Source organism: Cupriavidus sp. 01T418, from assembly GCF_056398885.1.
The window spans coordinates 1-22961 of the sequence record NZ_JBFTQG010000069.1; the positions used below are offsets into that span (position 1 = coordinate 1).

The window sequence follows — 22961 nt, forward strand, 5'->3', positions numbered from 1 at the left end:
TCATTTCTCACGAGCGCAAGACCCGGCTTCGGGCCATCGTGTTTCACCGCAACGGAGCCAACCCGCTCTGTCGCGATAAGGGAGGATTCGTATATCGATCAATCAGTCAGTTTGCAAAACGGCTTGACAAGGGACTGCTCATAGAAGGGCCTGTTGACAATCAGCAGATCCAGATGAATGCGGCGGCGAGCGCAACGAACGATGAGAAACGTTCGGAGAGCTTGTCGTAGCGCGTGGCAACGCGGCGGAATTGCTTGATGCGGCAGAAGAAGCGTTCGACCAAATTTCGTGAGGCATACAGATGCTCGTCGAGGGGGCGTTGTTCAAGACGATTGGCGCGACTGGGGATGACGGCTTGAATACCCGCGGACTGCAGGTGTTGCAGGATCGCATCCGAATCGTAGGCTTTGTCGGCGGCCAGACGGGTGGGCTTCAGTTCGTCAAGCAAAGGCAGCGCTTCGGGGCTGTCCCCGGCCTGGCCGCCGGTCAGGCGAAAGCGCGCGAGCATACCCAATCCATCGACCAGTGCATGAATCTTGGTGGTCAATCCGCCACGCGAGCGGCCGATCGCCTGATCGCCTTTTTTTGGGGCGCGCCGGCGGCATGCTGGTGGGCACGCACAATGGTGCTGTCGATGAAGACTTCTTCGAAGTCGGCGTCGCCCCCAAGCTCAGCAAACACCATGTGCCACACCTGCGCCCGAGACCATCTGGCAAAGCGCTGGTACACACTGTTCCAAGGTCCGAAATCGGCAGGTAGATCGCGCCATGGGCTGCCGTACGCGCCATCCACAGCACGGCCTCGACAAACAGTCGATTGTCTGCCGCCGTTCGACCCGGGTCCGTGGCCTTGCCGGGCAGCAAGGGGGCGATCCGTTCGTATTGTTCATCGCTGAGCATCAACCTTGGCATCCTGCCTTTCCGCAAAAGACAGGATGTAAACAGATTTCCTCACAAGTTAACAGCCCACCCGTTGCGCCTCACGGAAAAAATGCAGTATGAGGCATGCACTGGCGACTTCGACTTATTCGGGGATGGCTAAAGCCAGACACCATGAGAAAATTGAGAAAGTTGAGAAAAATGGTTATGATTGAGCCATCATTCACGGCATCGTCGTTCACGACCCATGTGTTCCTATTCCGGTGTGGTGGCCCTGGCCCGCCTCATGCGTATCGAGCCAGATACGCTCCTTGAACGACTCCGCGAAGCCGGCGTCCCTAAAGCTGATGCGCAAGCGCCCGTCCTCGACGCCGACGTCGCGGCGCTGAGCGCGCACTACCGACAGTTGTTGGGGCCTCGCGCCATCGAAATCGAAGCTGAGTTCGATTCGCCGCGGGCGGACCCGATGCGGAGCCGCGTCATTCTGGTGGGCAATTTTGGAGGCGACCCCGAAACGCGTTACCTAGCGTCGGGCGACTCGGTCACAAATATTCGACTCGCGACAACCAATCGCTATCTGGATTTTGCGCTGCGCGTCATATCGGGCCATGTCACAAGGGAGGCGCGCGGCCACCTTCTGCTCGAAATGCTGCGGGGTCGCGTGCCGGCGAAGCTGGCGTCGGTGGCGCGTTGCGTACTGCGCAATGGCCTTCGCGCCCTGAAGGGTGATTCCGATCGCATATATCGACTTTCGGTACTGCTGTCGCGGGGCATGTCGTTCGCAGCGCGGCACCTGCTGTCCTGCCGGCGGGCCGATCAGGAAGCGGCCATTCATCCGGCGTTCGCGCCGCCAGCTGTTGTCATCTGAAGGAGTAGGTATGACACCGCGCACCTCGTTCGCGTCCGGCGCTGCCGCCGACGCTCAACTAGTAGAGAAATTGGTTCACGATATCGACGAGCAACTTGAGCACACCATCGACGCGGGCGAGCGCGCCCGTGTGATGACGATCGTGCGCCAGTGCCTGACGGCGACGCTCGGGCACCCCGGTTCGCCGGCGGTAGGTATCGAGGGCCGACTCGCCGTGTCATACCTGAAGCCCTCGGAGGTCATTGCACAGGGCCTAGTGGCCATGTCGCAGGCGACGCTATATCGCGCGGTGGAGGATGCACGCTTTTACTGCGTCACCCCCCGCGGCAAGGCGATCGGCCGTGCATTCCCGGCCTGGCAATTCGCGCCACCAGTGCCGGAGCTGCTGGCTCCAGTCCTGCGCCAGATGACAGACCTGCCGAGCAGCGAAATCCATGCGTTCTGGGTGACACCGGTCGACGCCTTTGACGACCTGACGCCGGCCGAGTTGCTGGCGGGCAGGGCGTTCGAATCGCGTGCGGCGCTTACCGCCGCGCAGCGTGGCCACCTTGCCCGATCCGCCAGCAAGCGGCAGGGTAAGGTGATCGCGCAGCTGGCCGCGCTGCCCTCGCGCAGTACGGACTCGATCAGTTGATGACGACGCCAAATATTGCTGCGCCCGAACATATTGCCTTAACCCTTCCTCCAACGGATCTCCTGCGCCAGGCGCTGGCCGACGCGGAGATTCTCCTGCCCGCCGGCACGCGCGTTTACCGCGCGGTCCGGCATCCCGCCGCGGTCATTCCGCCGTACGTCCAGCGGACCTACCGGTTCGGCCCGCCCGCCGTGCTTGCTGGAACCGACGAACGTTTTTCAGACTACTGGATGTACGCGGCCCAAGACCTGACGACTGCCCTGTGGGAGTCCGGCTTCTGCACCAACGACTTGACGCTGCCCGGCACGTTCTATATTCCCCCAGACGTCGTCAAGAAAGGCTTGATCGCTACATTCACACTGCAAATGGACATCCGGGTCCTCGATCTACACGGGACCGCTCTCAGCAAGCTAGGCATCTACGACCAGATCCACGGCGACCATGCCTGGTGCCAGTGGTTTGGCCTGCGGATGCTCGAAGTTCTGGCCGGCTTTTCCGGCGATGCGGCGCCGCTCGGATTCCGCTACCCTTCGCGCAAGCATAAAAGCTACTTGGCGTTGGCTGTCCAATCCGGCTCGTTGGAAGTGTGGCGGCGCCACGTCGAAGTGCAAGTAACGCGGTTCGCCGAAATGCCGGAGTTTGAAGTCCTGCGCGCTGACGCCAACTACGCGGAGCCGTTTGGCGGCGGGTTTTCGCTGGAGTAAGGCTGAGTTGGCTAGCACCCGGATAGCGTCAAGCAGGATGTCCGGTTTACCGACAAACATTTTGGCCGGCGCATTGACTCATCAGAACTGCAACCCGTACTGACCTGTTGCCTCACGTAGTTTGCTACCAGTCGGATGGTCCGGCGGGAGCAGCGCAACGTGACGAGGCAAAGCATGACGACACGCAAGGAGTTGGTCGAAGCGCATGCCACGCCGCGCTCGAACAGCAACTCCTCGGTATCACGGAGGAATCCGCCTGGGCCGGCTGGCTTTGCCAGCCCTACCTTGCCCTGACCTCGCGCTGGAACACCGCCAGTGCATGCGCGCGCGTAGCGATGAAACGCGGGTCGGCCACTGCCTGCGCATCGCGTGGGCGCGGCAGGTCGAAGTCGATCTCCTCGGCCACACGGGTGGGCCGGCGCGTCAGAAGCAGGATGCGGTCGGCCAGGAACACCGCGTCTTCCAGGTCGTGCGAGACGATCACCATGGTCGTGCCCTCGGCCAGCTGCACCTCCTGCAGCTTGTCGCGAATGAACAGCGTGGTCTCGTAATCCAGCGCTGAAAAGGGTTCGTCGAGGAATAGCACCTCGGGCCGCGGCGCCAGTGCGCGCATGATGCAGATCAGCTGCTGCTGGCCGCCGGACAGCTCGTACGGATGGCGGCGCACGTCGAAGCGCACGTCGAAGGTGCGCAGCAACTCGTCGGTGCGCGCCTTGACATCGGCCTCGGGCATGCCCTTGCGTCGCAGCGGGTACGACACGTTGTCGCGTGCCGAGATCCACGGCAGCAACGCGTCGCGGTAGTTCTGGAACACGTAGCCGATCACGGTCTGGCGCAGCGTCTTGCCATCGAACAGCACCTCGCCGCGGTCGAAGGGCAAGAGGCCTGCCACCATGTTTATCAGCGTGGACTTGCCACAGCCGTTGGGCCCGAACACCGAGACCATCTTGCCGCGCGGCAGGTCCAGGTCGAGATTCTCATACAGCGGCACGCCGCCGAAGGCCTTGGACAGGCCGCGGATGGTCACGTGCACGTCGCGCGCGGCGGGGGCGGCCACCAGCGGCGAAGGGACGGGGGCTTCGGCGACGCCGGCCCCGGATTGCAGGACTCTCATGATGAGGACCTCATTTTCCACTCCAATGAACGAAGCGCTTTTCCAGGATGAAAAAGGCAAGGTTGAGCAGGTAACCGAGCGCTCCGGTGACCAGGATGGCGGCGTACATGCTGCGGATGTTGAAGACTTGCTGTGCATCGATGATACGGTGGCCAAGGCCCGTGTCGGAGCCGATGAACATCTCTGACACGATCACGATCACCAGCGACATCGACACGCCGGTGCGCAGGCCCACGAAGGTCTGAGGCAGGCTCTCCATCAGCAGCACGTCCTTGAACACATGCCACTTGGACACGCCCATGGCCCGCACTGCGAGCACGCGCGTCTTCTTGGCGTTCATCACACCATAGGCGCTATTGAACAAGATCAGCAGCACCGCGGCGAAGGCTGCGATGGCGATCTTGTTGGCATCCGACAAGCCGAACAGCAGCATGAACAGCGGGATCAGCGCCGACGACGGCGTGGAGCGGAAGAAGTCGATCAGGAACTCCACGCTGCGGTAGGCCGGCACCGAGCTGCCCAGCGCAACGCCCAGCGGCACGCCGATCACTGCGGCGATGGCGAAGGCGTAGAGGGTACGCAACACGGTGGCCAGCAGGTCTGCGTTGATGGAGCCGTCGGCGATGCTGGCGAACAACACGCCCAGCGTGGCGGCCGGGGACGGCAGTAGCACCGGGTTGACCCATTTGGCCGACACCGCGAGCTGCCACAGCGCCAGCAGCGCCAGCGGGCCGATGAGCGGCAGCAGCCGCTGCGATAGGTTGGTTGCGCGCATGTCAGCCCCGGTAGAGCATGTCTGCCACCGGCACACGGCGCGCGAACAGCTTGCGTTCGTGGAAGACGTCGAAGAACTTCTGGAAGGCTTCGACATCGGCCGGCTTGAACTCGTTGTATAGCGTAAAGCCGGGCAGCGGCACTTCCTTGGCGAGCTGGTCGTCGATGCTGGTGTAGCCCTTCAGGAAGGGGCGCACCTTGACTGGGTCCTTGCGCACCATGTCGATCGCGCCAGCGTAGGCGGCGATGAAGCGCTTGGCCAGTTCCGGGTTGGCGTTGATGAAGGCGGTGGTCAGCGAGGCCGAGCCGCCGAACCACGGCAGGTTGGGATTGCCCAGTACGTAGCGCGAGATCACGCCGTACTCCAGCGCGCGGCAGGTGCCGTTCAGGCGCCCCACGGTGCCGGTCGGTTCGAGCGTGTAGACCGCGTCAAGCTGCCCGGCCGCGAGCGCGGCCACGTGCTGGCCCACCGGCAACTCGATCGGCTTCACGTCGGTGTAGCCGTTCTTCTCGAAGATGACCTTGGCCAGCGTCACGTTCTGGATGCCGGGGCCGCAGCCGATGCGCTTGCCCTTGAGGTCGGCGATGCGCTTGTACGGGCTGTCTTTCGCCACCAGCACTTCGTCCAGCAGCAGCATGGCGTTGGACGGATTGGCGGCGAAGATCTTGCACAGCCCCGGTGACGTAATCTCGCCCAGGCCGAGCGCCGCGGAGGCGGTGCCGTTGGCCGAGCCCTCGATGCGCCCTGCGATCATGGCCTCCACCACCTGTTGGGCGCTGGCGAACTTCACGGCCTCCACCTCCAGCCCGGCCTGCTTGAACAACCCGGTCCCGATGCCCGCATACAGCGGAATGCCGCCGGCGATGGGCCAGAAGCCGAGGCGGACCTTCTGCGTCTGCGCGCGCACGATGGCCGGCGCAGCCAGCATGGCGCCTGTGGCCAGGCCTTGCAGCAGTGCCTGCCGGCGACGGGGATTGAAGCGGGAATCGGTCATGGCGTGCTCACGGACAAAGAGGAAGAGGTGGATGACAGCGAAAGGAAGGAAAAAACGTAAAAATGCGCCAGCACCGCGCCGGGGCATCTTGGATGCAAGTCTGTACACAAGATTGACAAAGGCAAGCTTCATGCCATTCGCGCCATGGCTGTGGCACGCCGCTTTCGTGGCAAAGCAACCCAACCCCGCGCGCAAACGTGGGGACAACGGCGAGCGCCGGCTCGCTGGTGGTGCAAATCAGGTGCTGCCGTTGGCGCTATTCCCGCTACCGGTGCGCACCCGCTGCTGGCGGTGCAGCGTGATCCTGGGAACCTCGGCGCGGCTTTCCTCGATATGGCTGCATTACCGCCTTGTCCACGCACTGCCACTGGTAGCCACGGGCCTATCTGGCAACCGGGCTACGCGCTTCCCTCGCCTCGGCCAGCATGGACTGGGTGATCTTGCGCACTTCGAGCTTGCTCTGGGTGATATGGGAACGCAGGAGGATACAAGCCTCGGCAGCCTTGCGGTGCGCAATCAGGCGCAGGATGGTGGCGTGCTCATCATAGGTGGCCGTTGTGCGATTTGGCTTGAGAAAGTCCAGCCGGCGCACCAAGCGGATTTTTTCGGTGACGTCGTTATGCACGCGCAACATCTCAAGATTGCCGGCGGCCGCTACCAGCTGGCGGTGAAAGGCCTCATCGAGCATCGCCACTTCGGCCGGGTCGCTCTTGCGGGCGTCGCCTTCGGCATACCAGATTGCATTCAGTTCAGCCAGGCCCTGTGCTGGCTGGTCGCTCTGGCAGAGCTTTTCGATCGCATCGACTTCGAGCACGATACGCAAGTCGTAGAGCTGGGCGAGCCGCACGAAGTCGATCGGGCAGACATTCCAGCCGCGGCGGAAGCCGACGGCGAGATAGCCTTCGCGTTGCAGGCGATAGAGCGCATCGCGCATCGGCGTGCGCGATACACCGTAGTGTTCGGCGATTTCTGTTTCCGTGAAGCGATCGCCCGGCATCAGTCGGAAGTTGAAGATATCGCCCTTGACCTTCTGGTAGACCTGCTCGGCAAGGGGATTGGCTGCACTGTTCGTCATGGTGTATGGGCCCGCGGCGCGCAAAGCGCCGCCATGTGGAGAGATTATCGCGCATCAGATCAGGCTCACGTGGGCGGCCACGATGCGCCAGCCCGCGGTCGGATCGGCGTCGCCGGCAGGGGCGATGCGGGCCCAGGTCTGCATTTGCCGTCCCAGCAGGTCCGTCTCGTCGCTCGTGAATTCGGTGCTGACTGTGGCATGGTCGCGGCCGAAGGTGGTGATCACGGTGCGATGCAGGCGCCGCGAAACGGGCACAGGCGTGGCCTGTGCCCGCCACGCGCGGATCGCCTCGCTGCCGTGCAGGACTTCGGCGATGCCATACCGCACCGTTTGCGGCGCCTCCCAGAACAGGGCATCCATGGCCGCCACATCGTTGTCGATCAGCGCCTGTTCATAGGCGGCGAACAAGCTCCCCACCTCGGCCAGCACGTCGGGCAGATTCAAGGCCAGCGGCGTCCCGGCCGCTTCAGGGCACGCGCAGAGCAGCGCACTGGCGCCTTGCCCACATGCCTGCTCAAGCGCCGCGAGTGCTGCCGTCCAGCCGACAATGGCACCCTGCGCGCGCATCATGTCCAGCGTGGCCGCTTTGAAGGCGGGGAAATAGCTTGCCGTCGCATCCTCGACCAGCAGGCAACTGTAGCCACGGTCATTGGCTTCGCGCATCGATGTCTGCACGCAGACTTCGGTGGTTACCCCGGCGAAGATCAGGTGGGTAACGCCGCGCGCGCGTAGCTCGGCGTCCAGGACGGTCGCGTAGAACGCACCCTTGCCCGGCTTGTCGATGACGATCTCGCCCGGGACGGGCGCTACTGCGTCGATGATGGCGTTACCGGGTTCGCCGCGCACCAGGATGCGGCCCATCGGTCCTCGATCGCCGATGCGCGCCTGCGGACGGCCACGCAGCCGCTTGGCGGGCGGGCAGTCGGACAGGTCGGGTAGATGCGATTCGCGCGTATGGACCACCAGCCAGCCGTTGCGCCGCGCCAGCGCGAGCAGGCGCGCTACAGCCGGAACGATCTCGCCGAGCTGGCTGACGTCGTTGCCGAGCGCTGCGCCGAAGCCGCCAGGCTCGATGAAGTCGCGCTGCATATCGATGATCAGCAGGGCGGTGCGTTGCGGATCGAAGGCCCAGGCTTCGGGCGAAGCCACGACGGGAACAAGAACCGGGCTAATGTCTTTCGTCATGTTTGGCGTATCCTGCTGTCATTCCGGGATTGGTGTAGCCTCTGGTAATCAAGCTGGTAATCAAGCTGGTAATCAAGCGGATTCCCCGATCGTCTGCTGTGCCGGCGCGGCGAGCATCCCGTCGAGCGCGAGCGGCTGTCCGTGGCCCGCCATATGGCGGCCGAGTTCGACGCGTTGCGCGGTTGCGGCGTCGGTTTCAAAGACGATGCGGCCGGCGGTCATCACCAGGATGCGATCGGCCAGCTCCAGCAGTTCGTCCAGGTCTTCGCTGACCAGCAGCACCGCCGTGCCAGCGTCGCGCGCCGCCACCAGGCGGGCATGAATATCGGCCACGGAAGCGAAGTCAAGTCCGAACACCGGGTTGGCGACCATCAACAGATCCACCGGCGCGCTCAGCTCGCGCGCCAGCACTGCACGTTGCACATTGCCACCGGACAGCGTGCTGACAGGCCGCTGCGGCGCGGGTGGCCTGACGTTGAACGCGGTGATCAGGCCCTCGGCGCGGGCGTGCATGGCGCGCCGATCGATGCGCCAGCCGCGCGACATTGGCGCGCGATCGAAGTCGCGCAGCGCCAGGTTCCCGGCCACGCTCATTGACGCGATACAAGCGTTCTTGAGCGGTTCCTCCGGAATTGCCGCAACCCGGCTGGCCGTCATTTCACGGCGGCTGGCACGGTACGGCCGACCTGACACGGCGATCAAGCCACCGACCGGCCGGCGCTGGCCAAGCAGGGCTTCCATCAGTTCCTTCTGCCCGTTGCCGGAAATGCCCGCCAGCCCGACGATCTCGCCCGGGCGCACGGTGAGGCTGACACGGTCCACCGCGATCACGCCCTTGTCGTTGCGCACCGTCAAATCCTGCACCTGCAGCCGCGCCGGGATGTCGGCCGCTAGCGACGCCCGGCGCGGGCGCTGGATGTCGCCGGGCACAGCCGACAGGTCGGCAGGCACCGCTTCGCGTTCCGCTCCCATCATCCAGGCGGCGAGCTGTCGCGGGTAGGTCGCAGCCACGGGGCTACTGCCCGCATTCCTGCCCTTGCGCAGCACGGTAACCTCATCGGCGTAAGCCATCACCTCGTGAAACTTGTGGGTGATCATCAGCACGGTCAAGTCGCCGCGGCGCGCCATGCTGCGCATCAGGCCCAGCACCTGTTCGGCCTCCTGCGGCGTCAGAACCGAAGTGGGCTCGTCCAGGATCAGAAAGCGCTGCCGCAGATACAACTGCTTCAGGATCTCCAGCTTCTGCTTCTCGCCGGCGGCAAGCGCGGCGACCGGCTTGTCGAGCGGCAGCGCGAACGGCATGCCGCGCATGAAGGCGGCCAGCGCGCGGCGCTCGGCGTTCCAGTCCAGGCGCCAGCGCAGTCTTCCGCGCGCCAGCAGCAGGTTTTCTTCCACACTCAGGCCGGGCGCCACCGTGAAATGCTGATAGACCATGCCGATGCCGAGTGCTTGGGCGTCGCGTGGCGTCTGGATGCTGGCTTCGCGGCCGCCAAAGAGGATCTGGCCCTGATCAAGCGCGCCATAGCCAACCAGTCCCTTGACCAGCGTGCTCTTGCCGGCGCCGTTCTCGCCAAGGAGCGCGTGCACCGTGCCTGGCGCGACCTTGATCGATACGTCGTCGAGCGCGCGGAATTCGCCAAATGATTTGCTGGCTCCAACGACCTCGATACCTTTTGTTTGCATCTTGCCCACCTCGCTCGTATTGCGGTCCTGCCCCTGCATCAGCGCTTAAGCCGCGGCTTGCGCCGGCAATGCAGCGAGCCCGGCCAGCAACGATGCCGAATCGGAGACCGCGCCGAACACCCCGCCTTGCATGGTCACCATGTGCAGGGCGGCGCGATGGTTGCCGGCGTCGGTCGCACCGCAGCAGTCGGCCAGGATCACGCATTCGAAACCGCGGTCGTTGGCCTCGCGCATCGTCGTGTGCACGCAGACGTCGGTGGTGATGCCGGTCAGCACCAGGTTGTCAATGCCCTTGGTGCGCAGGATCAGTTCCAGGTCAGTGGCGCAGAAGGAGCCCTTGCCGGGCTTGTCGACGACGATCTCCCCGGGCAATGGTGCAAGCTCGTCGATGATCTGCCACCCCGGCTCACCGCGCACCAGGATGCGTCCGCAAGGGCCCGGGTCGCCGATGCCGATGCTGCTGGTGCCGATCTGCCGGCTGCGCCAGCGCTTGTTGGCCGGGAGGTCAGACAAGTCGGGGCGGTGGCCTTCGCGGGTATGGATGATGGTGAATCCCTTGTCGCGCATGGCTGCCAGCACTCCCTGGATCGGAGAGATCGGCGCGCGCGTGAGCGACAGGTCGTAGCCCATCTTGTCGACATAGCCGCCGAATCCGCAGAAATCGGTTTGCATGTCGATCACGACCAGCGCGGTATTGCGAGGATGGAGTTCGCCGTTGTAGGGCCAGGCGTAAGGTTTGGCGTCGATATAGCGTGTCATGATGATTTCCTGTTTCGTTGGCGCGCTGGCGAAGTGGCGGTCGCCGGGCGGATGTCAAACTCGAAGTCGGCAGCCACGTCAGCGGTTGAGACTCAACTCGCCGGGGGCTCCCGCAAGGGTTCGGTCGGGGCGGCAATTGATGATCATGATTGCCAGCGTCAGGACATAAGGCGCGGCGTTGTACAGGTGGTAGCCGCTGGTGATGCCGATCGCCTGCAGCGCCGGGCCGATCGCGCCGGCGGCGCCGAAAAGCAGCGCTGCCCACAGGCAGCGCAGCGGCTGCCAGCGCGCGAAGATCACCAGGGCGACCGCCATCAATCCCTGGCCGCTGGAAAGGCCTTCGTTCCAGCTGCCCGGATAGACCAGCGAGAGGTAGGCACCGCCGATGCCGGCGAGAGCACCTCCCAGGCCGGTCGCGGCCACGCGGATGCGCGTGGCCGCATAGCCCATGGCCCGTGCTGTTTCGGCGTGCTCGCCGACCAGCCGCAGTGCGAGACCCCAGCTTGTGTTGCGCATGCCCCACTGGAGCACCAGCGCCAGCATCACGCCGGCGATGAACAGCACATTGACGCGCAGTGCGTAGTGCAGGGCGGTGTTGTCACTCCAGGCGCCGAGGTCCAGCCATCCCAGCATGGGCGCCTGCGGCTCGATATAGGGCTTGCCCAGGTAGAAGGCCAGGCCGGTCCCGAGCAGCATCAGGGCGATGCCGAAGGCGATATCCGACACGCGCGGCAGCGAGCACACCAGGCCGTGCACAACGCCCAGCATCAAGCCGGCCAGCGCGGCGGCCACCACGCCGAGCCAGGGTGACCCGCTCAGATACGCGACCGCGTAACCGCTCATTGCCCCGCAGACAAGGATGCCCTCCAGGCCGAGGTTGACCCGGCCAGCCTTCTCCGTGAGGCACTCGCCCAGGCTGACGAACAAATAGGGCGTGCCGACGCGAATCGCACCGGACAGCAGCGCCAGCAGCACGGTGGCGACCGCGGAATTCCCAATGGCTTCAGGCATGGCCCGGCTCCCCTTCCAGTGTCGCGCCGGCGTTGGCGCTGGCTTGCAGCGCCAGCCGCCACGCGGTGATGCGGCCGCCCAGCGCCTCCCATGCCAGCAGGTTGGCGAACAGGAGACCCTGCAACAGCAGCGTAGTCGCGTCGGGCAAATCGAGGCGGCGCTGCAACAGGCCGCCGCTGGCCTCGATGCCGCCGATCAGCAACGCACAGACGACGATCGCCAGCGGATTCTGACGCGCGGCAAACGCCACCAGGATGCCGCTGTAGCCGTAGCCGGCCAGCAGCGCAGCATTGGCACTGCCCTGTACCGCGGCCACCTCGAACATGCCGGCCAGGCCCGCCGCCGCGCCGCCGAGTGCGCAGGCAGCGACGGCCAGGCGATTGACCGGCAGCCCGACCAGCCGCGCGGCGCGAATATTGCCGCCGACGACTCCCATGGCGAAGCCGGGCACGCTGTGCGCGATCATGAGCCACGCAGCGATGCAGGCCGCCGCGCCCCACACCAGGCCCCAATGCACTTCCATGCCGGGCAGCGGGCCGATCATCAGGGCGTCGGGCAAGGGCAGGGTCGAGGGCTTGTTCAGGCTGGCGGGGTCGCGTAGCGGCCCCTCGACCAGATGCTTGAACAACGCAATGGCGATGTAGGACATCAGCAGGCTGCCGATGGTCTCGTTGACGCCGCGCCACTGCCTCAGGGCGCCGACGGCGCCAATCCACAGGGCGCCGGCAACCATGCCGGCCAGCGCCATCAGCGGCAGAGCGAACTGCCATGCCAGGCCGGCAGGCAGCAACTGCGGCGCCATCGCTGCCGCAAGGCCACCGAGCGCCAGCGCGCCCTCGCCACCAATGACGATCAGGCCGACCCGGGCGGGCAGGGCCATGCACAGCGCGGTAAGCATCAGAGGCGCTGCGCGCTGCAAGGTGTTCTGCCAGGCAAAGGCGGAGCCGAAGGCGCCCTGGAAAATCAAGCCGATCGCCTCGCCCGACGGCGCGCCCTGGAACAGCAGGAACAGGGCGAACAGCGTCAATGTGCAGGCCAGGGCTGCCGCGGTCGGCAAGGCAGGCAGCAGGGGCAACAGCCAGCGTGCGGTGCGGGGATGGGGCAACATCAGGGACTCCTGTGACAGCGCCGGGACGCGCAATACGGTGTGCTCGCGACCATCAGGCTTGCCCTATCACACCCGCCACGAGGTAGTTCATGCCCTCGAGCGCAACATCGGTCTGTGCGTGGCTTGTGCCGGCCGCCACCGCGACGCCTCCCTTGTTGTCCTTGAGCGGTCCCTTGAAGATGGTGAAATTGCCGGCCAGCATCTGGGCCTTGGCATCGTCCGCTTTCTTCCTGGCGGCAGCCGATACCGCGCCGCCGTAGGGCGACATCTTGACGAAGCCTTCCTTCAGGCCGCCACGCAGGAAGTTGGTGAGGGGCTTGCCGTTCTGCGCTTCGGACACCAGGGTCTGGTACGGGGTCGCCCAGTCCCACTCGGCGCCGGTCAGGTAGCCTTTGGGCGCCAGCGGCGCCTGGCTGGCGTGGTACCCGCAACTCATCACGCCCCGCTTCTCGGCGGTCTCGACCACCACCTTGGGTCCGTCGACGTGGCAGGTCAGGACATCGCAGCCCCGGTCGATCAGGCTGTTGGCTGCCTCTGCCTCCTTGACCGGCATCGACCAGTCGCCGGTGAAGATCACACGCGTGGTGATGCCGGGGTCGACCGACTGCGCGCCCAGCGTGAACGCATTGATATTGCGCAGCACCTGTGGGATGGGCTTGGCGGCGACGAAGCCGAGCTTCTTGCTCTTGCTCATATGGCCGGCGACGACGCCGTTCAGGTACTGGCACTCGTCGATATAGCCGAAGAAGCTGGCGATATTGGCGGGGTTGCCGGGCTTCCACAGGCCGCCGCAATGCGCCAGCCGCACCTTCGGATACTTGGCCGCCATCTTCAGCACATGCGGATCGAAGTAGCCGAACGAGGTGGCGAAGATCAGCGAGGCGCCGTCCTGCTGGATCATCGCCTCGATGGTCTTCTGCACGGCCACCGTTTCGGGGACCTTTTCTTCCTCGATCACCTTGACGTTGGGCAGCTTCTTGATGATGGCTGCGGCATTGGCCTGCGCCTGGTTGTAGCCGTAGTCGTTGCGCGCGCCGACATAGATCACACCGACGGTGAGCTTGTCGGCGGCGAAGGCCAGGTCGAAGGGCAGCGCGGTGCCGAGCGAGAAGGCTCCGGCGGTCTTGAGGAAGGCGCGGCGATTCGTCATGATTGGATTCCTTGGTGATTGGCTGGGTGATCGGTGTGGCGTGATGGGTTCATGCATGGGGTCATGTCGCCTGCGCCTTGCCAGGCTGGGCCACAGGGGGCGTATTGGCGGCCTGTGCGGCCAGGTGGGCGAGCCATCCGCCATGGACGGTGATGTCGCTCGCCAGTTCTGGCGAAAGATGGGCGCTGCTGTAGACCGCGGCGGCTTCGCAGATGAACCCCTTGACCTGCCGCCCGTCGGCGAGCTGCACGGTGCCGATGCCCAGCGGCGATGGAATGTCGGCGACGAATTGCCCGAAGGTGCGCGTTGGCAGTTCCCAAAGCTCCACGTCGATGGCCGCGCCGGGGCGCTCACCTGGGCCGACGCGGATCAGCCCAGGCTTGGCGGGGCTGGTGCCCGCCAAGGCATAAAGCCGGTAGTCGGCCGTGGTCCGTGTGGGCTCGACAAAGCGCGCACCCGCTGCGAGCAGCTGCCAGTTCAGCGGCTGGGAGCGCAAATGCGCGCCGACCACACACAGCATCACGGTGGACTCCTGGAAGGGCAGCGGCTGGCGCGCGATGGTCGCCTCCGCCTCCTGCGGCGCGAAAAACAGCGCCTGGATCGTGGCGCCGAGCACGGCGAGGTAGTGATCGGAGCCGGCTGGCCCAATCAGCGTGATACCGGCCGGCAATCCGTCTGCACGCTTGCAGCAAGGCACCGACAGTGCCGCCAGGTCGAGCAGATTGACGAAGTTGGTATAGGTTCCTAGCGCCGTGTTGACGGCGATCGGTTGCGCCTCGAGTTCGGCAAGCGTCGGGTGGGTGGGCGTGGTGGGCACCATCAGCACGTCCATTCGTGTGAACAGCGTATCGACCTGCCGCTTCAGGCTGGCCAGCTCATATTGGCCGGAGAAGGCGTCAACTGCGCTCTTGCCGTCGGCCTGCGCGATGATCTCGCGCACCACCGGATGGATCGCCTCGGGATGGTCGTCAAAGAAGGCGCCGAGTGCAGCGCGGCGCTCCGCAATCCAAGGGCCGTGATAAAGCAGGGCCGTGGTTTGCGCAAACGGCGCGAAGGGCACATCGACCCTGCTACCCGCCAGCGCAGGCAGGATGCGCTCGAGCGCGGCAGCGAAGGCGTCGCGCGCCAGCGTGTCGCCGCAGAATTCCAGCGTGTCGATCAAACCGATGCGTGGTTTGCCGGGCACAATGCCGCCCATTGGCACCGCACGCGAATAAGGATCTTCATCATCCTGTGCGGCAAGTTGTTGCAGCACCATCCAGGCGTCGCTCACATCGTGCGCGAAGATGGAGACGCAATCCAGGCTGCGGCAGGCCGGCAGCACGCCGCGTGTGCTGACCAGGCCCCGGGTCGGCTTGAGTCCCACCAGCCCGTTGAGGCCGGCGGGCACCCGCCCCGAGCCGGCAGTATCCGTGCCCAGTGAAAACGCCACGCAGTCCGCCGCGACCGCTACCGCCGAGCCCGAACTCGACCCGCCCGCGATGTACTGGTCAAACTCCACCTGGCGCACCGCCCCGTATGGCGAACGCGCGCCCACCAGCCCGGTGGCGAACTGGTCGAGGTTGGTCTTGCCGACAAGCAGCGCGCCCGCCTCCAGCAAGCGGTCAACCGCGAACGCCGATCGCTGCGGCACATAAGCGAACTCGGGGCAGGCCGCAGTGGTGGGCAAGCCGGCGACGTCGATGTTGTCCTTGACCGCGAATGGCACGCCGAACAGCGGCAGCCTGTCCAACACCGCGGGGCCTTCCGCGGCCAGCAAGGCATCCAGTTCCTTTGCCCGTGTTCGCAACCTGGGCGCGGCCACGCGGAAGATCCACGCCTCTGGCCGCGTGGACGCCTCGATGCGCCTCAGCACCACTTCAATGCATGAGCTTGGCAAAAGCGCACCACCTCGGTACGCACGGAGCAAGGCATTGACGCCAAATTGGTGCAAATCAGCCGATAAGTTCATCTTGAATACAACCTTGGATACAAGTTGGATTCAAATATGCAAAAAAAATGCCAGCGCACCCACGTCGTCCGACGCCACCCTGCAGGCCGCGCTCGCCGCCGATGTGGCCACCCTGCGCGCGCAGTTTGCGTGCATGCTCGATTGGTTTCACAGGAGGTCAAGCTCTTTGGCAAGCTCGAGGAGTGGATCATTTATCTGGATAACACGCCGTGCCGTTGCTGTAGGCAGGCGCCGACAAGCACTCGCGCAATCTCCCTACAGCATGCGAACGCGCGCATTTGTACTGTTGAGGGGCCGGTACGGCGCGCGCATGTCGTCTTCACGGCGCCATTCTGTTCTGCATCCCTCTTTGCTAGGAGCTGACAATGTCTGACAAGAATATTTCCGTACTAAACGACCTGATTGAAGTTTCGCGTGACGGCCAGCAAGGCTTTCTCAAGGCAGCCGAAGATGCGCAGAACCCCGAACTGAAGTCGCTGTTTTCCAGCCGTGCCGCCGAGATCGCCGTGGCGGTGTCGGACCTCCAGGCCCATGTGGCAGCGCTCGGCGGCAAGCCGGAGGAGCATGGCAGCGTGACCGGCGCGCTGCATCGCGGCTGGRTCAGCCTGCGCACCGCGGTGGCTGATCGCAACGACCTTGCCATCCTGGAGGAAGCCGAAAAGGGCGAGGACGTGGCCAAGAAAAAGTACGCCGAAGCGCTACAGGAAACGGAACTGAGCCTCGACATTCGCGCGCTGGTGGAGCGCCAGTACCAGGGGGTGCTGCGCAACCACGACCAGATCCGCGACCTGCGCGACCGCTATCGCGCGGGTGAGGCCTGACGCCACGCCTGAGGAGGTAAGCGCGCCACGGCAAACTGCGGGGTGAGGCATCCTGCTGTCCGCCGGCGCAGCCCTGCATGCTTTCCAACCAAATGAAACCCGTGCGAGCAGCGCTGGCGGTCGCCTTGGTCGTCATGCCAATTCTCTCCGAGGCCCTCGACCCCGGTCCCATTCCGCCTTGTGGCGCGGACGCTTCACCGGTCTATTCCACGCCCGAGAAATCGCCGGCGATTGCGAGTTGGCGAGCGGCAGATCTCAAAAGGCTCCGCTGGGTCCCGCCCGCTTGCACGGGTTGGCCGGCTTCATCGAACTCCAGACTTGTAGTTGCGGTCGCCACAAGCTTTCGGTTTGAGGGCGACTTACAATCGCTCCTGGCGCGCTCCGGAGCGATTTCCGCGCTTCGCAACGTTAGCTACTGGTCGACGACCGACCAGGCATGGCACCCGCTAGCGCTAGATGCCGCAGCGCTCTCCGAAGGTGACCCGAAAGCCCGGCGTCGCGATTTTTCGGCGTCCGAGCTGACAAGGGGCAGCCAGCACTACTATTGGATCAACGACAACCGCTCCGGCTCCGTTGTCTACCGTCTGCGCGTCCTTGAGCGAGATGAGCATCGCATGGTGCTTAGCAGGGAAAATGCCTCGCCGATACGCGCGTTCGCGACAACGCTGTTCGAGCCAGGCACGTTGCAGACCGTCGAATTCATCGAACGGAAGTCGGACGTCTGGACCTACTACCTCCTGATGCGAATCGACCGGCGTGCAAGTTTTTTGGCCGCTGGCCATGAAGAATCCTTGGTCAATCGGGCGATTGCCCTCTATCGGCATCTGGCAGGCATTCCAACGGACCGGGCTCCCCCCGCTGCGCAATAGCGTTCAATGCAGGAAAGCGCGCTCGGCATTCGCGTCCTCGGTGGCGAGTGACGACGGGGGGCTCGACTTGAAGCGCGAGGCATCGCGATCCAAAAAACGAGCCCTGCGCCAGGAGACGCCAATGCCCAGTCATCATGAAATCGCCACCCTTATTGCGCCCAGCCGGTTGCATCAGCATATCAGGCGAGCCGGGCGCTGCCCGGCGAGCCGGCGCTACCGATCACACCAGTACTTTCGCGGCGCACGCGGATGTCATTGTTGACTTCAATCACACCGTAGGTATCGTCGGCCACTTCCTCGATGTAGTATTTCTGACCGCGGTTGCGCACGGTGCCCGACAGCGACACCACGCCGTTGCTCACGTCCACGCTGACGTCGCTGACATCGACGCGGCGCGCATAGCTGAGCCGCTCGCAGATCTGGTCGCGGATGCTTTCGTCGCTGCGCTGGTAGCCACGCGGACCGGGGTGGCGTTCGTGCTCATGGTGCTCATGGTAGAGGTAGCTCTCATGCCCGCGTTCGCGTTCCCGTTCGTGCTCGTTAGAGGTGCCGAACAAGTCCCCCACGGCCTCGCCGATGCGGCGGCCAACGTTGTAGAGCATGCCATGATCCTCGCGCTCGTTATCGCGGTCGTCATCGACCTCCCAGCCGCGGCGGCGCGCGCTCTCGCGGCTATAACTGCGGCCGTAACGCTGGCCCTCGTCCCAATCGTCGCTCGGGTCGGTCCAGTAACGGGTGTCGCTGCGCAGTTCACTGAAGTAGGGATCGTGATCGCCTGAGCGCGCCGATTCACGCGGCTCGCGCGTACGCTCCGCGCTTTCGCGCCACTGGCGCTCGGTGTACTCGTTATCGCGCTGCCACACCTGGGGATCGCCCCACTCAGCGGTGCGTTCCCTGCCGTAACCGCCGTTCAGGCCATAGCGCAAGTTGCTGCCGTAGCTGCCACTTGAACGGCCCAGCTCGCGGCCTTCTTCGCGACGAGCATAGCGGCCGTCTTCCCGGCTACCGTAGCCGCTGCCATCGCGATACGCGTCGCGGCTGCCGTAACGGTTTGCATAGCCTCGCCCCGACGGCCGTTTGGGATACCGCCCCGCACCGTACTGTTCGCTGTAGCCTTCCGGCGGGCGGGCGGGGCCACCGTAGCTGGTCTGGCCCGGGGTCATCTGCTGACGCCGGCGCTGCGCCTGCCAGCGCTCGGGCTCGGATTCAGGCTGCCAGTCGTCATCCCGCGCCTGGCGGCGTTCGAGTTCGTCATGGTAGTAGCTCATGCTGAATTCCTGATAATGTGAGTTTGGCGCCATGTGCGGATGCCGATGCGAAAGAGGCGCGCGGCCCGCTGGCGGGTAATGAGGAAATGGCAAGATTCGTACCGTGCGGCGCCACGGTCCTGTCGCGGCACCGAGGCCGTGGGTCTATGCAACCCTTGCAGAGGTTGTAAGGATTGCAGGTAGCCTCCTTCAATGGAAATGGCGCGATATCCCACATGACAGCGTGACGTGAGCCTGTTCGGACTCGATGATCAGCACATTGCCCTGGCGCGCCTGCGGTAGCGTGCTGGTGAACCGGATGCGACCTCCTGGTCAAAACGTTGCTAGGAAATTCACAGGCCCTAAACAGGCCCTGGACGGTGGTGGATCAGGAAGTCGCGCTCGTGGTCAGCGGGACCTGCCCCTCCGGTGTCCACCCGAAAGTACGTGAAGGCATGGACCTCTTGCGGAGTCATTTCATAGGAGAGCGATATGAATGCCGTCGTTGCACTGTTCGGCGAAGGAAAGAGCCTCGATGTGCTGCAGATGGGGATGCGGGCCCTGGTCGTGTTCTTTGTTGCCCTTGTACTGATCCGCCTGTCCGGGCGCCGCTCGTTCGGCCAGCGGGCGCCATTTGATTATGTGGTGGTCATTCTGCTGGGCGCAACCCTGAGCCGGGCAATCGTCGGTGCATCCCCGTTTTTCGCCACGATGGTTGCGTCATCCGTGATCGTTATCCTGCACCGTCTGCTGGCATGGGCATGCCTGTACTGTCGCCCGCTGGAGCGGCTGGTCGTGGGCGTCGAACGGGAAGTCTACCGGAATGGCCAGTTCAACGAACGCGAAATGACCGCGGCGCTGATCACGGAAACCGATATTCAGGAATGCGTCCGCCAGACACTCGGGGCCTGCACCATGTCGAGCGTGGTCGCGGCAATCCTCGAACGTAATGGGGAGGTGAGCATCATCCGACGGAACGAAGAGACGTAGCTCGTTCGCGCACGGTGCAGATCATCGTGACATCCTTACGGCGCGCCTCGACCGAGGTTGCCGCTATCGCATATTCGCGAGCGCGCCGGGTTCAATGGGTGTCGCCAGGTGTGTTCGCTCCGATTCTCATCAGAGCCTTCCGTTTTACCAGCGTATGTCGCGCTCCCACGCCTTCAATTCCTCTTCCGAGCGCTCCTTGGTATAACCATAGCGCTCCTGGATCAGGCCGGCGAGCTGGTCGCGCTTGCCCTGGATCCGGGCAAGGTCGTCGTCGGTGAGCTCGCCCCACTTTTCCTTGACCTTGCCCTTGGCCTGATCCCACTTTCCAGCGATCTGATCCCAATTCATGGTCGTTTCCTCTCTCGTGGATGGGTGAAATGCTGGCCCGGCGTGCCGGGCCAGCACATGCGAAGGCAACTTACCTGGCGCTTACTTGGCGTACTTGGTCTTCACGTCGGCCTGGCACTTGCTCTTGGCATCGCCGGACATGGCATCGCACTTTTCCTTGTCGGCCTTGTAGGCGGCGTCCACACTGTCCTTCCTGGCATCGGCGCGCGCTTCAGCCACGTCGGTACTGGTGCCGGTGGCGGCAGCCTTCTCGACCTTGGCCGAGCCCACGGCTTGTTCGTGAGCAGCCTTGGCCTCCTTCACGCACACATCCTTGTCATTGCCCTTGAGGCCATCGCACTTCTCCTTGGCCACGCTGTAGTCGGCATCGGCCTTGACCTTGTCCGCCTTGGCGCGTGCCTTGGCGGTGCCGTCGAACGCGGCTTCGGCGTTGGCCTTGGCCACGTCCTCATCGCGCTTGGCTTCCTTCACGCAGACGTCTTTCGCATTGCCCTTGAGGCTGTCACACTGGGCGCGCGCAGCCTTGTAGTTGGCGTTGGCGGTTTTCACGGCCGCGTCATAGTCTGCTTTGGATCCTGCCGGCGCGGCATGCGCCAGCGTGAAGGCGGCAGGGCCGGCAAACATCATCGAACATACTGCTGCGGTCAGCCATGACTTCATCATATCGTGCTCCTTTTCAGCTGCGAAATATTGTGGAGGGCGGTCTCGCTGTCGGCGACTGCCTCGGGCGCCCGCCTTTGCCCACATCGTATGTACAGATTACGCATCTACCGCGCCCGCAAGCAGGGGTCTGGCTCCGAAAGCCGCGTAAGACAATTCCGACGCATCGAACACGACGTGCCGACCAAGCGCCAACCTTGGCCTTGCGCCGCCGCGCGCCATCTGCGCTAGTCCGAGCCCCGGCCGCCACCCCGGTTGGCCATCAACAGGCCCAGGATAATGCCGACTCCGACCGCCATGCCCATGGACCGCAGCGGCTGTTCCTTGACATAGGCGGCGGTGTCCTCGGCTCGCCGGGAGATTTGCAGGCGCACATTTTCCGACACGCCCTTTGCGGCATCCCTGGTCGCGTACATCTTGCTCAGGAATTCTTCCTTGGCCTCGCTCAGGGCAGCCCCGGATAGGGTGGGAATGCGGCTGATCAGGTCGTCGAGCTCCTGCTTCAGGCCGTAGGCTTCGCCGCGTGCGACCGCGCCGACCTGTTTGCCGGCGTCTTTGGCAGCATCCAGGATGTTTGTGGTTGCCGTGCTGAACTTGCCGGCGAGGCCCGGCGATTCGTTCTGGACGGAGGATTGGGTATTGCCTTGCGTTTCCATTCGTCGTGCTCCTGAGAATCGATCGTTCGGCCTGAGGTCATCGCGCGCCGGGCACGGCGCGAGGTACCGGCGGGTCGTCCGCCTGCTCCTCGTCGGCGCAGGCCAGGTACAGGCACTGCGCATGTTTCATGCCATGAATGCGTCATTACCCAGGTGGAGCGCGCTCTGCCCGCAAGGCATCGTCGATCGGGTAGTCCGCGGGGAGCAACGGGGGCATCCGTGATGCGGTCAGAGCCAAGCCCGCGTGGCAAATCCAGCAACCTTGCCTCGCGCACGGCATAGAAAATTACCGACCTTGTAATTCCTCCCTCGGCCGGAGGCCGCTGAAGCGCGGCCATCAACAACGCGGCCTTGACGTTGTGGGTCGGGGATATTGGGCTCATTGGTGGGGGCCTTGGGCGCAAATAGGAACCAACAGCCCATCTAGAAACCGCACACCCGCAATCATCCCAATGAACGAACCTCAAGAAAAAAACCGGCACTCCGTAGCACGAAGTCCCGGCTCGCCGATCTCCGGCATGCGTCAAGGCAGCACCGCATGTTGCTGCCGTTTTTACGGTTGGCGCTGGCCCCCTTGATGGCCCTGTTGACCACCCTGTTGCGAGCCACCGCGGCCTTCTTGCTCTTGCTGGCCGTGGCCCTTTTCCTGGTTGCCCGTCTGGCCGCCACCTTGCTGCTTCTTGTCCTGGTCGCTACCTTGCTGGCCGCCGCGTTGGCCGGATTGCGACTGGTCCTGTTGCTTCTGGCCCGATTGCGATTGGCCGGGTTGCTGCTGTTGCTGTCCCATTTCTGTCTCCATGACGCGGCGGGCTTGCCGCAACACCGTAGCAGCAATCGGCGTGCCAGCCTCGACGCTCCTCTGTTGCCTCGGACAGCGCATGTCAGCGTGCGGAAGCGCCCTGGCTTCGTTCGTGCGCAGGTCGGAATTACAAATTCCTGCTCCGAGTTACACACATCACAGCGCAGCGGGGCGTGACATGCACGGCAGTTCACCGCTGCTTCGCGCCCTGGCACGACGTCGACGATGGGTTCTCCTTGCGTGAGAGGCGAGCCTTCGGCTCAGCTCAGGCGTGCTTGCGTTTGGTGGCCGGCCGGGGCTCCGCGGTACCGGACTGACCGGCGCCGCAGACCGCTCCGGCCAGCGTGGACGGGCCCACCGCGTGACGCCAGCGCGATCGCGGTGTGCCGTCGCCGCGCAGCACGCTTTTTGCATGAGTACTGCATTATTACGCCCAGCAGGTAACCTGGCCGAGAGCAATGATGCAGCAACCGTCGCCGTCCGCCAAGCCGGACACATCCGATGATTTTCCCGCCTGTAGCACCGCTACGGCTGATCGGCAGGCAGCGGTGACTGCACCCGGGGTGCGCAGCGTGGTCGAGGTCGGCGCACTGATCGAACAGTCCGCCCATGACCTGCGCTCGTCGCTCAATGCCATCCAGAGCTGGACTTATGTGCTCAAACGCGCGGTCGATGCCGCGCC

22 protein-coding genes and 3 pseudogenes are annotated in these 22961 nt (G+C 64.4%); 7 read left to right on the top strand and 18 right to left on the bottom strand.

The window, feature by feature from the left end:
- Window positions 1-160: 160 nt before the first annotated feature.
- Window positions 161-911: pseudogene (locus tag AC1DQ3_RS34200) on the bottom strand (IS5 family transposase).
- A 214-nt stretch (window positions 912-1125) separates the two neighbouring features.
- Between AC1DQ3_RS34200 and AC1DQ3_RS34205 the strand changes: the two are divergent.
- Genes AC1DQ3_RS34205 through AC1DQ3_RS34215 form a run of 3 tightly spaced genes read left to right on the top strand, consistent with a single transcriptional unit; the run spans window position 1126 to window position 3084 of the window.
- Window positions 1126-1746: a single-stranded DNA-binding protein gene (locus AC1DQ3_RS34205; protein ID WP_477124535.1), complete on the top strand. Its 621-nt coding sequence runs from the start codon at window positions 1126-1128 to the stop codon at window positions 1744-1746.
- 10 nt (window positions 1747-1756) lie between these two features.
- Window positions 1757-2380, top strand: a complete 624-nt coding sequence (locus tag AC1DQ3_RS34210) for a hypothetical protein (RefSeq protein ID WP_477124536.1) — start codon at window positions 1757-1759, stop codon at window positions 2378-2380.
- Entirely contained in the window at window positions 2380-3084 is a 705-nt protein-coding gene (locus AC1DQ3_RS34215) for an RES family NAD+ phosphorylase (RefSeq protein ID WP_477124537.1), read from the top strand. Before AC1DQ3_RS34210 ends, AC1DQ3_RS34215 begins: the two co-directional genes overlap by 1 nt.
- Before the next feature lie 280 nt (window positions 3085-3364).
- On the opposite strand, the gene AC1DQ3_RS34220 is transcribed toward AC1DQ3_RS34215, so the two are convergent.
- The 12 genes and pseudogenes from AC1DQ3_RS34220 to atzF form a co-directional block, all read right to left on the bottom strand.
- A complete protein-coding gene (locus tag AC1DQ3_RS34220) occupies window positions 3365-4198 on the bottom strand; it encodes an ABC transporter ATP-binding protein (RefSeq protein WP_477124538.1) in 834 nt (277 codons plus the stop codon).
- A gap of 10 nt (window positions 4199-4208) precedes the next feature.
- Window positions 4209-4973, bottom strand: coding sequence for an ABC transporter permease (locus AC1DQ3_RS34225; protein WP_477124539.1), 765 nt, complete (start codon window positions 4971-4973; stop codon window positions 4209-4211).
- 1 nt (window position 4974) lies between these two features.
- The gene (locus AC1DQ3_RS34230; protein ID WP_477124540.1) at window positions 4975-5967 is read right to left on the bottom strand and encodes an ABC transporter substrate-binding protein; all 993 of its coding nucleotides are present in this window, start codon (window positions 5965-5967) and stop codon (window positions 4975-4977) included.
- A gap of 382 nt (window positions 5968-6349) precedes the next feature.
- Complete coding sequence (locus AC1DQ3_RS34235; protein WP_477124541.1) at window positions 6350-7042, bottom strand: GntR family transcriptional regulator; 693 nt, start codon at window positions 7040-7042, stop codon at window positions 6350-6352.
- A 54-nt stretch (window positions 7043-7096) separates the two neighbouring features.
- A complete protein-coding gene (gene hpxZ, locus AC1DQ3_RS34240; protein WP_477124556.1) occupies window positions 7097-7486 on the bottom strand; it encodes an oxalurate catabolism protein HpxZ in 390 nt (129 codons plus the stop codon).
- Window positions 7487-7558: 72 nt separating this feature from the next.
- Window positions 7559-8227 (bottom strand): annotated as a pseudogene (locus AC1DQ3_RS34245) (cysteine hydrolase family protein); the annotation flags it as partial.
- Between the two features lie 72 nt (window positions 8228-8299).
- Window positions 8300-9910, bottom strand: a complete 1611-nt coding sequence (locus tag AC1DQ3_RS34250) for an ABC transporter ATP-binding protein (RefSeq protein ID WP_477124542.1) — start codon at window positions 9908-9910, stop codon at window positions 8300-8302.
- 45 nt (window positions 9911-9955) lie between these two features.
- Window positions 9956-10669 (bottom strand): biuret amidohydrolase, encoded by a 714-nt coding sequence (gene biuH / locus AC1DQ3_RS34255; RefSeq protein WP_477124543.1) that lies wholly within the window; start codon window positions 10667-10669, stop codon window positions 9956-9958.
- A gap of 78 nt (window positions 10670-10747) precedes the next feature.
- Complete coding sequence (locus AC1DQ3_RS34260) at window positions 10748-11680, bottom strand: ABC transporter permease (RefSeq protein WP_477124544.1); 933 nt, start codon at window positions 11678-11680, stop codon at window positions 10748-10750.
- On the bottom strand, window positions 11673-12788 hold the full coding sequence (locus tag AC1DQ3_RS34265) for an ABC transporter permease (protein ID WP_477124545.1): 1116 nt from the start codon (window positions 12786-12788) through the stop codon (window positions 11673-11675). Before AC1DQ3_RS34265 ends, AC1DQ3_RS34260 begins: the two co-directional genes overlap by 8 nt.
- 52 nt (window positions 12789-12840) lie before the next feature.
- Window positions 12841-13938, bottom strand: coding sequence for a BMP family ABC transporter substrate-binding protein (locus tag AC1DQ3_RS34270; protein ID WP_477124546.1), 1098 nt, complete (start codon window positions 13936-13938; stop codon window positions 12841-12843).
- A 61-nt stretch (window positions 13939-13999) separates the two neighbouring features.
- Window positions 14000-15889 carry an allophanate hydrolase gene (gene atzF / locus AC1DQ3_RS34275; RefSeq protein ID WP_477124547.1) on the bottom strand — a complete coding sequence of 630 codons (1890 nt, stop codon included), beginning with the start codon at window positions 15887-15889 and terminating at the stop codon, window positions 14000-14002.
- A gap of 365 nt (window positions 15890-16254) precedes the next feature.
- Between atzF and AC1DQ3_RS34280 the strand changes: the two genes are divergently transcribed.
- Both AC1DQ3_RS34280 and AC1DQ3_RS34285 read left to right on the top strand, forming a co-directional pair.
- Window positions 16255-16710: a PA2169 family four-helix-bundle protein gene (locus tag AC1DQ3_RS34280; protein ID WP_477124548.1), complete on the top strand. Its 456-nt coding sequence runs from the start codon at window positions 16255-16257 to the stop codon at window positions 16708-16710.
- Window positions 16711-16787: 77 nt separating this feature from the next.
- Window positions 16788-17579, top strand: coding sequence for a DUF6675 family protein (locus tag AC1DQ3_RS34285; RefSeq protein WP_477124549.1), 792 nt, complete (start codon window positions 16788-16790; stop codon window positions 17577-17579).
- 179 nt (window positions 17580-17758) lie between these two features.
- Here AC1DQ3_RS34285 and AC1DQ3_RS34290 read toward each other — a convergent pair whose 3' ends face one another.
- Window positions 17759-18847, bottom strand: coding sequence for a BON domain-containing protein (locus AC1DQ3_RS34290; protein ID WP_477124550.1), 1089 nt, complete (start codon window positions 18845-18847; stop codon window positions 17759-17761).
- A 471-nt stretch (window positions 18848-19318) separates the two neighbouring features.
- On the opposite strand from AC1DQ3_RS34290, the gene AC1DQ3_RS34295 reads away from it, so the two are divergent.
- Window positions 19319-19816, top strand: a complete 498-nt coding sequence (locus AC1DQ3_RS34295; RefSeq protein WP_477124551.1) for a DUF421 domain-containing protein — start codon at window positions 19319-19321, stop codon at window positions 19814-19816.
- 144 nt (window positions 19817-19960) lie between these two features.
- Here the strand turns inward: AC1DQ3_RS34295 and AC1DQ3_RS34300 are convergent, their stop codons facing one another.
- From AC1DQ3_RS34300 to AC1DQ3_RS34315, 4 genes are all read right to left on the bottom strand, one after another.
- Window positions 19961-20164: a CsbD family protein gene (locus AC1DQ3_RS34300; RefSeq protein WP_477124552.1), complete on the bottom strand. Its 204-nt coding sequence runs from the start codon at window positions 20162-20164 to the stop codon at window positions 19961-19963.
- An 81-nt stretch (window positions 20165-20245) separates the two neighbouring features.
- Window positions 20246-20827 carry a hypothetical protein gene (locus AC1DQ3_RS34305; RefSeq protein ID WP_477124553.1) on the bottom strand — a complete coding sequence of 194 codons (582 nt, stop codon included), beginning with the start codon at window positions 20825-20827 and terminating at the stop codon, window positions 20246-20248.
- Between the two features lie 224 nt (window positions 20828-21051).
- Window positions 21052-21480, bottom strand: coding sequence for an ElaB/YgaM/YqjD family protein (locus AC1DQ3_RS34310; protein ID WP_477124554.1), 429 nt, complete (start codon window positions 21478-21480; stop codon window positions 21052-21054).
- Between the two features lie 553 nt (window positions 21481-22033).
- Window positions 22034-22267: a hypothetical protein gene (locus AC1DQ3_RS34315; protein WP_477124555.1), complete on the bottom strand. Its 234-nt coding sequence runs from the start codon at window positions 22265-22267 to the stop codon at window positions 22034-22036.
- 470 nt (window positions 22268-22737) lie between these two features.
- Between AC1DQ3_RS34315 and AC1DQ3_RS34320 the strand changes: the two are divergent.
- Window positions 22738-22961: pseudogene (locus tag AC1DQ3_RS34320) on the top strand (hypothetical protein); the annotation flags it as partial.

Excerpts from the sequence above, each read along its gene's own strand:
- AC1DQ3_RS34205 (WP_477124535.1), top strand. The coding sequence starts at position 1,126 with ATGTGTTCCTATTCCGGTGTGGTGGCCCTGGCCCGCCTCATGCGTATC.
- AC1DQ3_RS34210 (WP_477124536.1), top strand. The coding sequence starts at position 1,757 with ATGACACCGCGCACCTCGTTCGCGTCCGGCGCTGCCGCCGACGCTCAA.
- AC1DQ3_RS34215 (WP_477124537.1), top strand. The coding sequence starts at position 2,380 with ATGACGACGCCAAATATTGCTGCGCCCGAACATATTGCCTTAACCCTT.
- AC1DQ3_RS34220 (WP_477124538.1), bottom strand. The coding sequence starts at position 4,198 with ATGAGAGTCCTGCAATCCGGGGCCGGCGTCGCCGAAGCCCCCGTCCCT.
- AC1DQ3_RS34225 (WP_477124539.1), bottom strand. The coding sequence starts at position 4,973 with ATGCGCGCAACCAACCTATCGCAGCGGCTGCTGCCGCTCATCGGCCCG.
- AC1DQ3_RS34230 (WP_477124540.1), bottom strand. The coding sequence starts at position 5,967 with ATGACCGATTCCCGCTTCAATCCCCGTCGCCGGCAGGCACTGCTGCAA.
- AC1DQ3_RS34235 (WP_477124541.1), bottom strand. The coding sequence starts at position 7,042 with ATGACGAACAGTGCAGCCAATCCCCTTGCCGAGCAGGTCTACCAGAAG.
- AC1DQ3_RS34250 (WP_477124542.1), bottom strand. The coding sequence starts at position 9,910 with ATGCAAACAAAAGGTATCGAGGTCGTTGGAGCCAGCAAATCATTTGGC.
- biuH (WP_477124543.1), bottom strand. The coding sequence starts at position 10,669 with ATGACACGCTATATCGACGCCAAACCTTACGCCTGGCCCTACAACGGC.
- AC1DQ3_RS34260 (WP_477124544.1), bottom strand. The coding sequence starts at position 11,680 with ATGCCTGAAGCCATTGGGAATTCCGCGGTCGCCACCGTGCTGCTGGCG.
- AC1DQ3_RS34265 (WP_477124545.1), bottom strand. The coding sequence starts at position 12,788 with ATGTTGCCCCATCCCCGCACCGCACGCTGGCTGTTGCCCCTGCTGCCT.
- AC1DQ3_RS34270 (WP_477124546.1), bottom strand. The coding sequence starts at position 13,938 with ATGACGAATCGCCGCGCCTTCCTCAAGACCGCCGGAGCCTTCTCGCTC.
- atzF (WP_477124547.1), bottom strand. The coding sequence starts at position 15,889 with ATGAACTTATCGGCTGATTTGCACCAATTTGGCGTCAATGCCTTGCTC.
- AC1DQ3_RS34285 (WP_477124549.1), top strand. The coding sequence starts at position 16,788 with ATGCTTTCCAACCAAATGAAACCCGTGCGAGCAGCGCTGGCGGTCGCC.
- AC1DQ3_RS34290 (WP_477124550.1), bottom strand. The coding sequence starts at position 18,847 with ATGAGCTACTACCATGACGAACTCGAACGCCGCCAGGCGCGGGATGAC.
- AC1DQ3_RS34295 (WP_477124551.1), top strand. The coding sequence starts at position 19,319 with ATGAATGCCGTCGTTGCACTGTTCGGCGAAGGAAAGAGCCTCGATGTG.
- AC1DQ3_RS34300 (WP_477124552.1), bottom strand. The coding sequence starts at position 20,164 with ATGAATTGGGATCAGATCGCTGGAAAGTGGGATCAGGCCAAGGGCAAG.
- AC1DQ3_RS34305 (WP_477124553.1), bottom strand. The coding sequence starts at position 20,827 with ATGATGAAGTCATGGCTGACCGCAGCAGTATGTTCGATGATGTTTGCC.
- AC1DQ3_RS34310 (WP_477124554.1), bottom strand. The coding sequence starts at position 21,480 with ATGGAAACGCAAGGCAATACCCAATCCTCCGTCCAGAACGAATCGCCG.
- AC1DQ3_RS34315 (WP_477124555.1), bottom strand. The coding sequence starts at position 22,267 with ATGGGACAGCAACAGCAGCAACCCGGCCAATCGCAATCGGGCCAGAAG.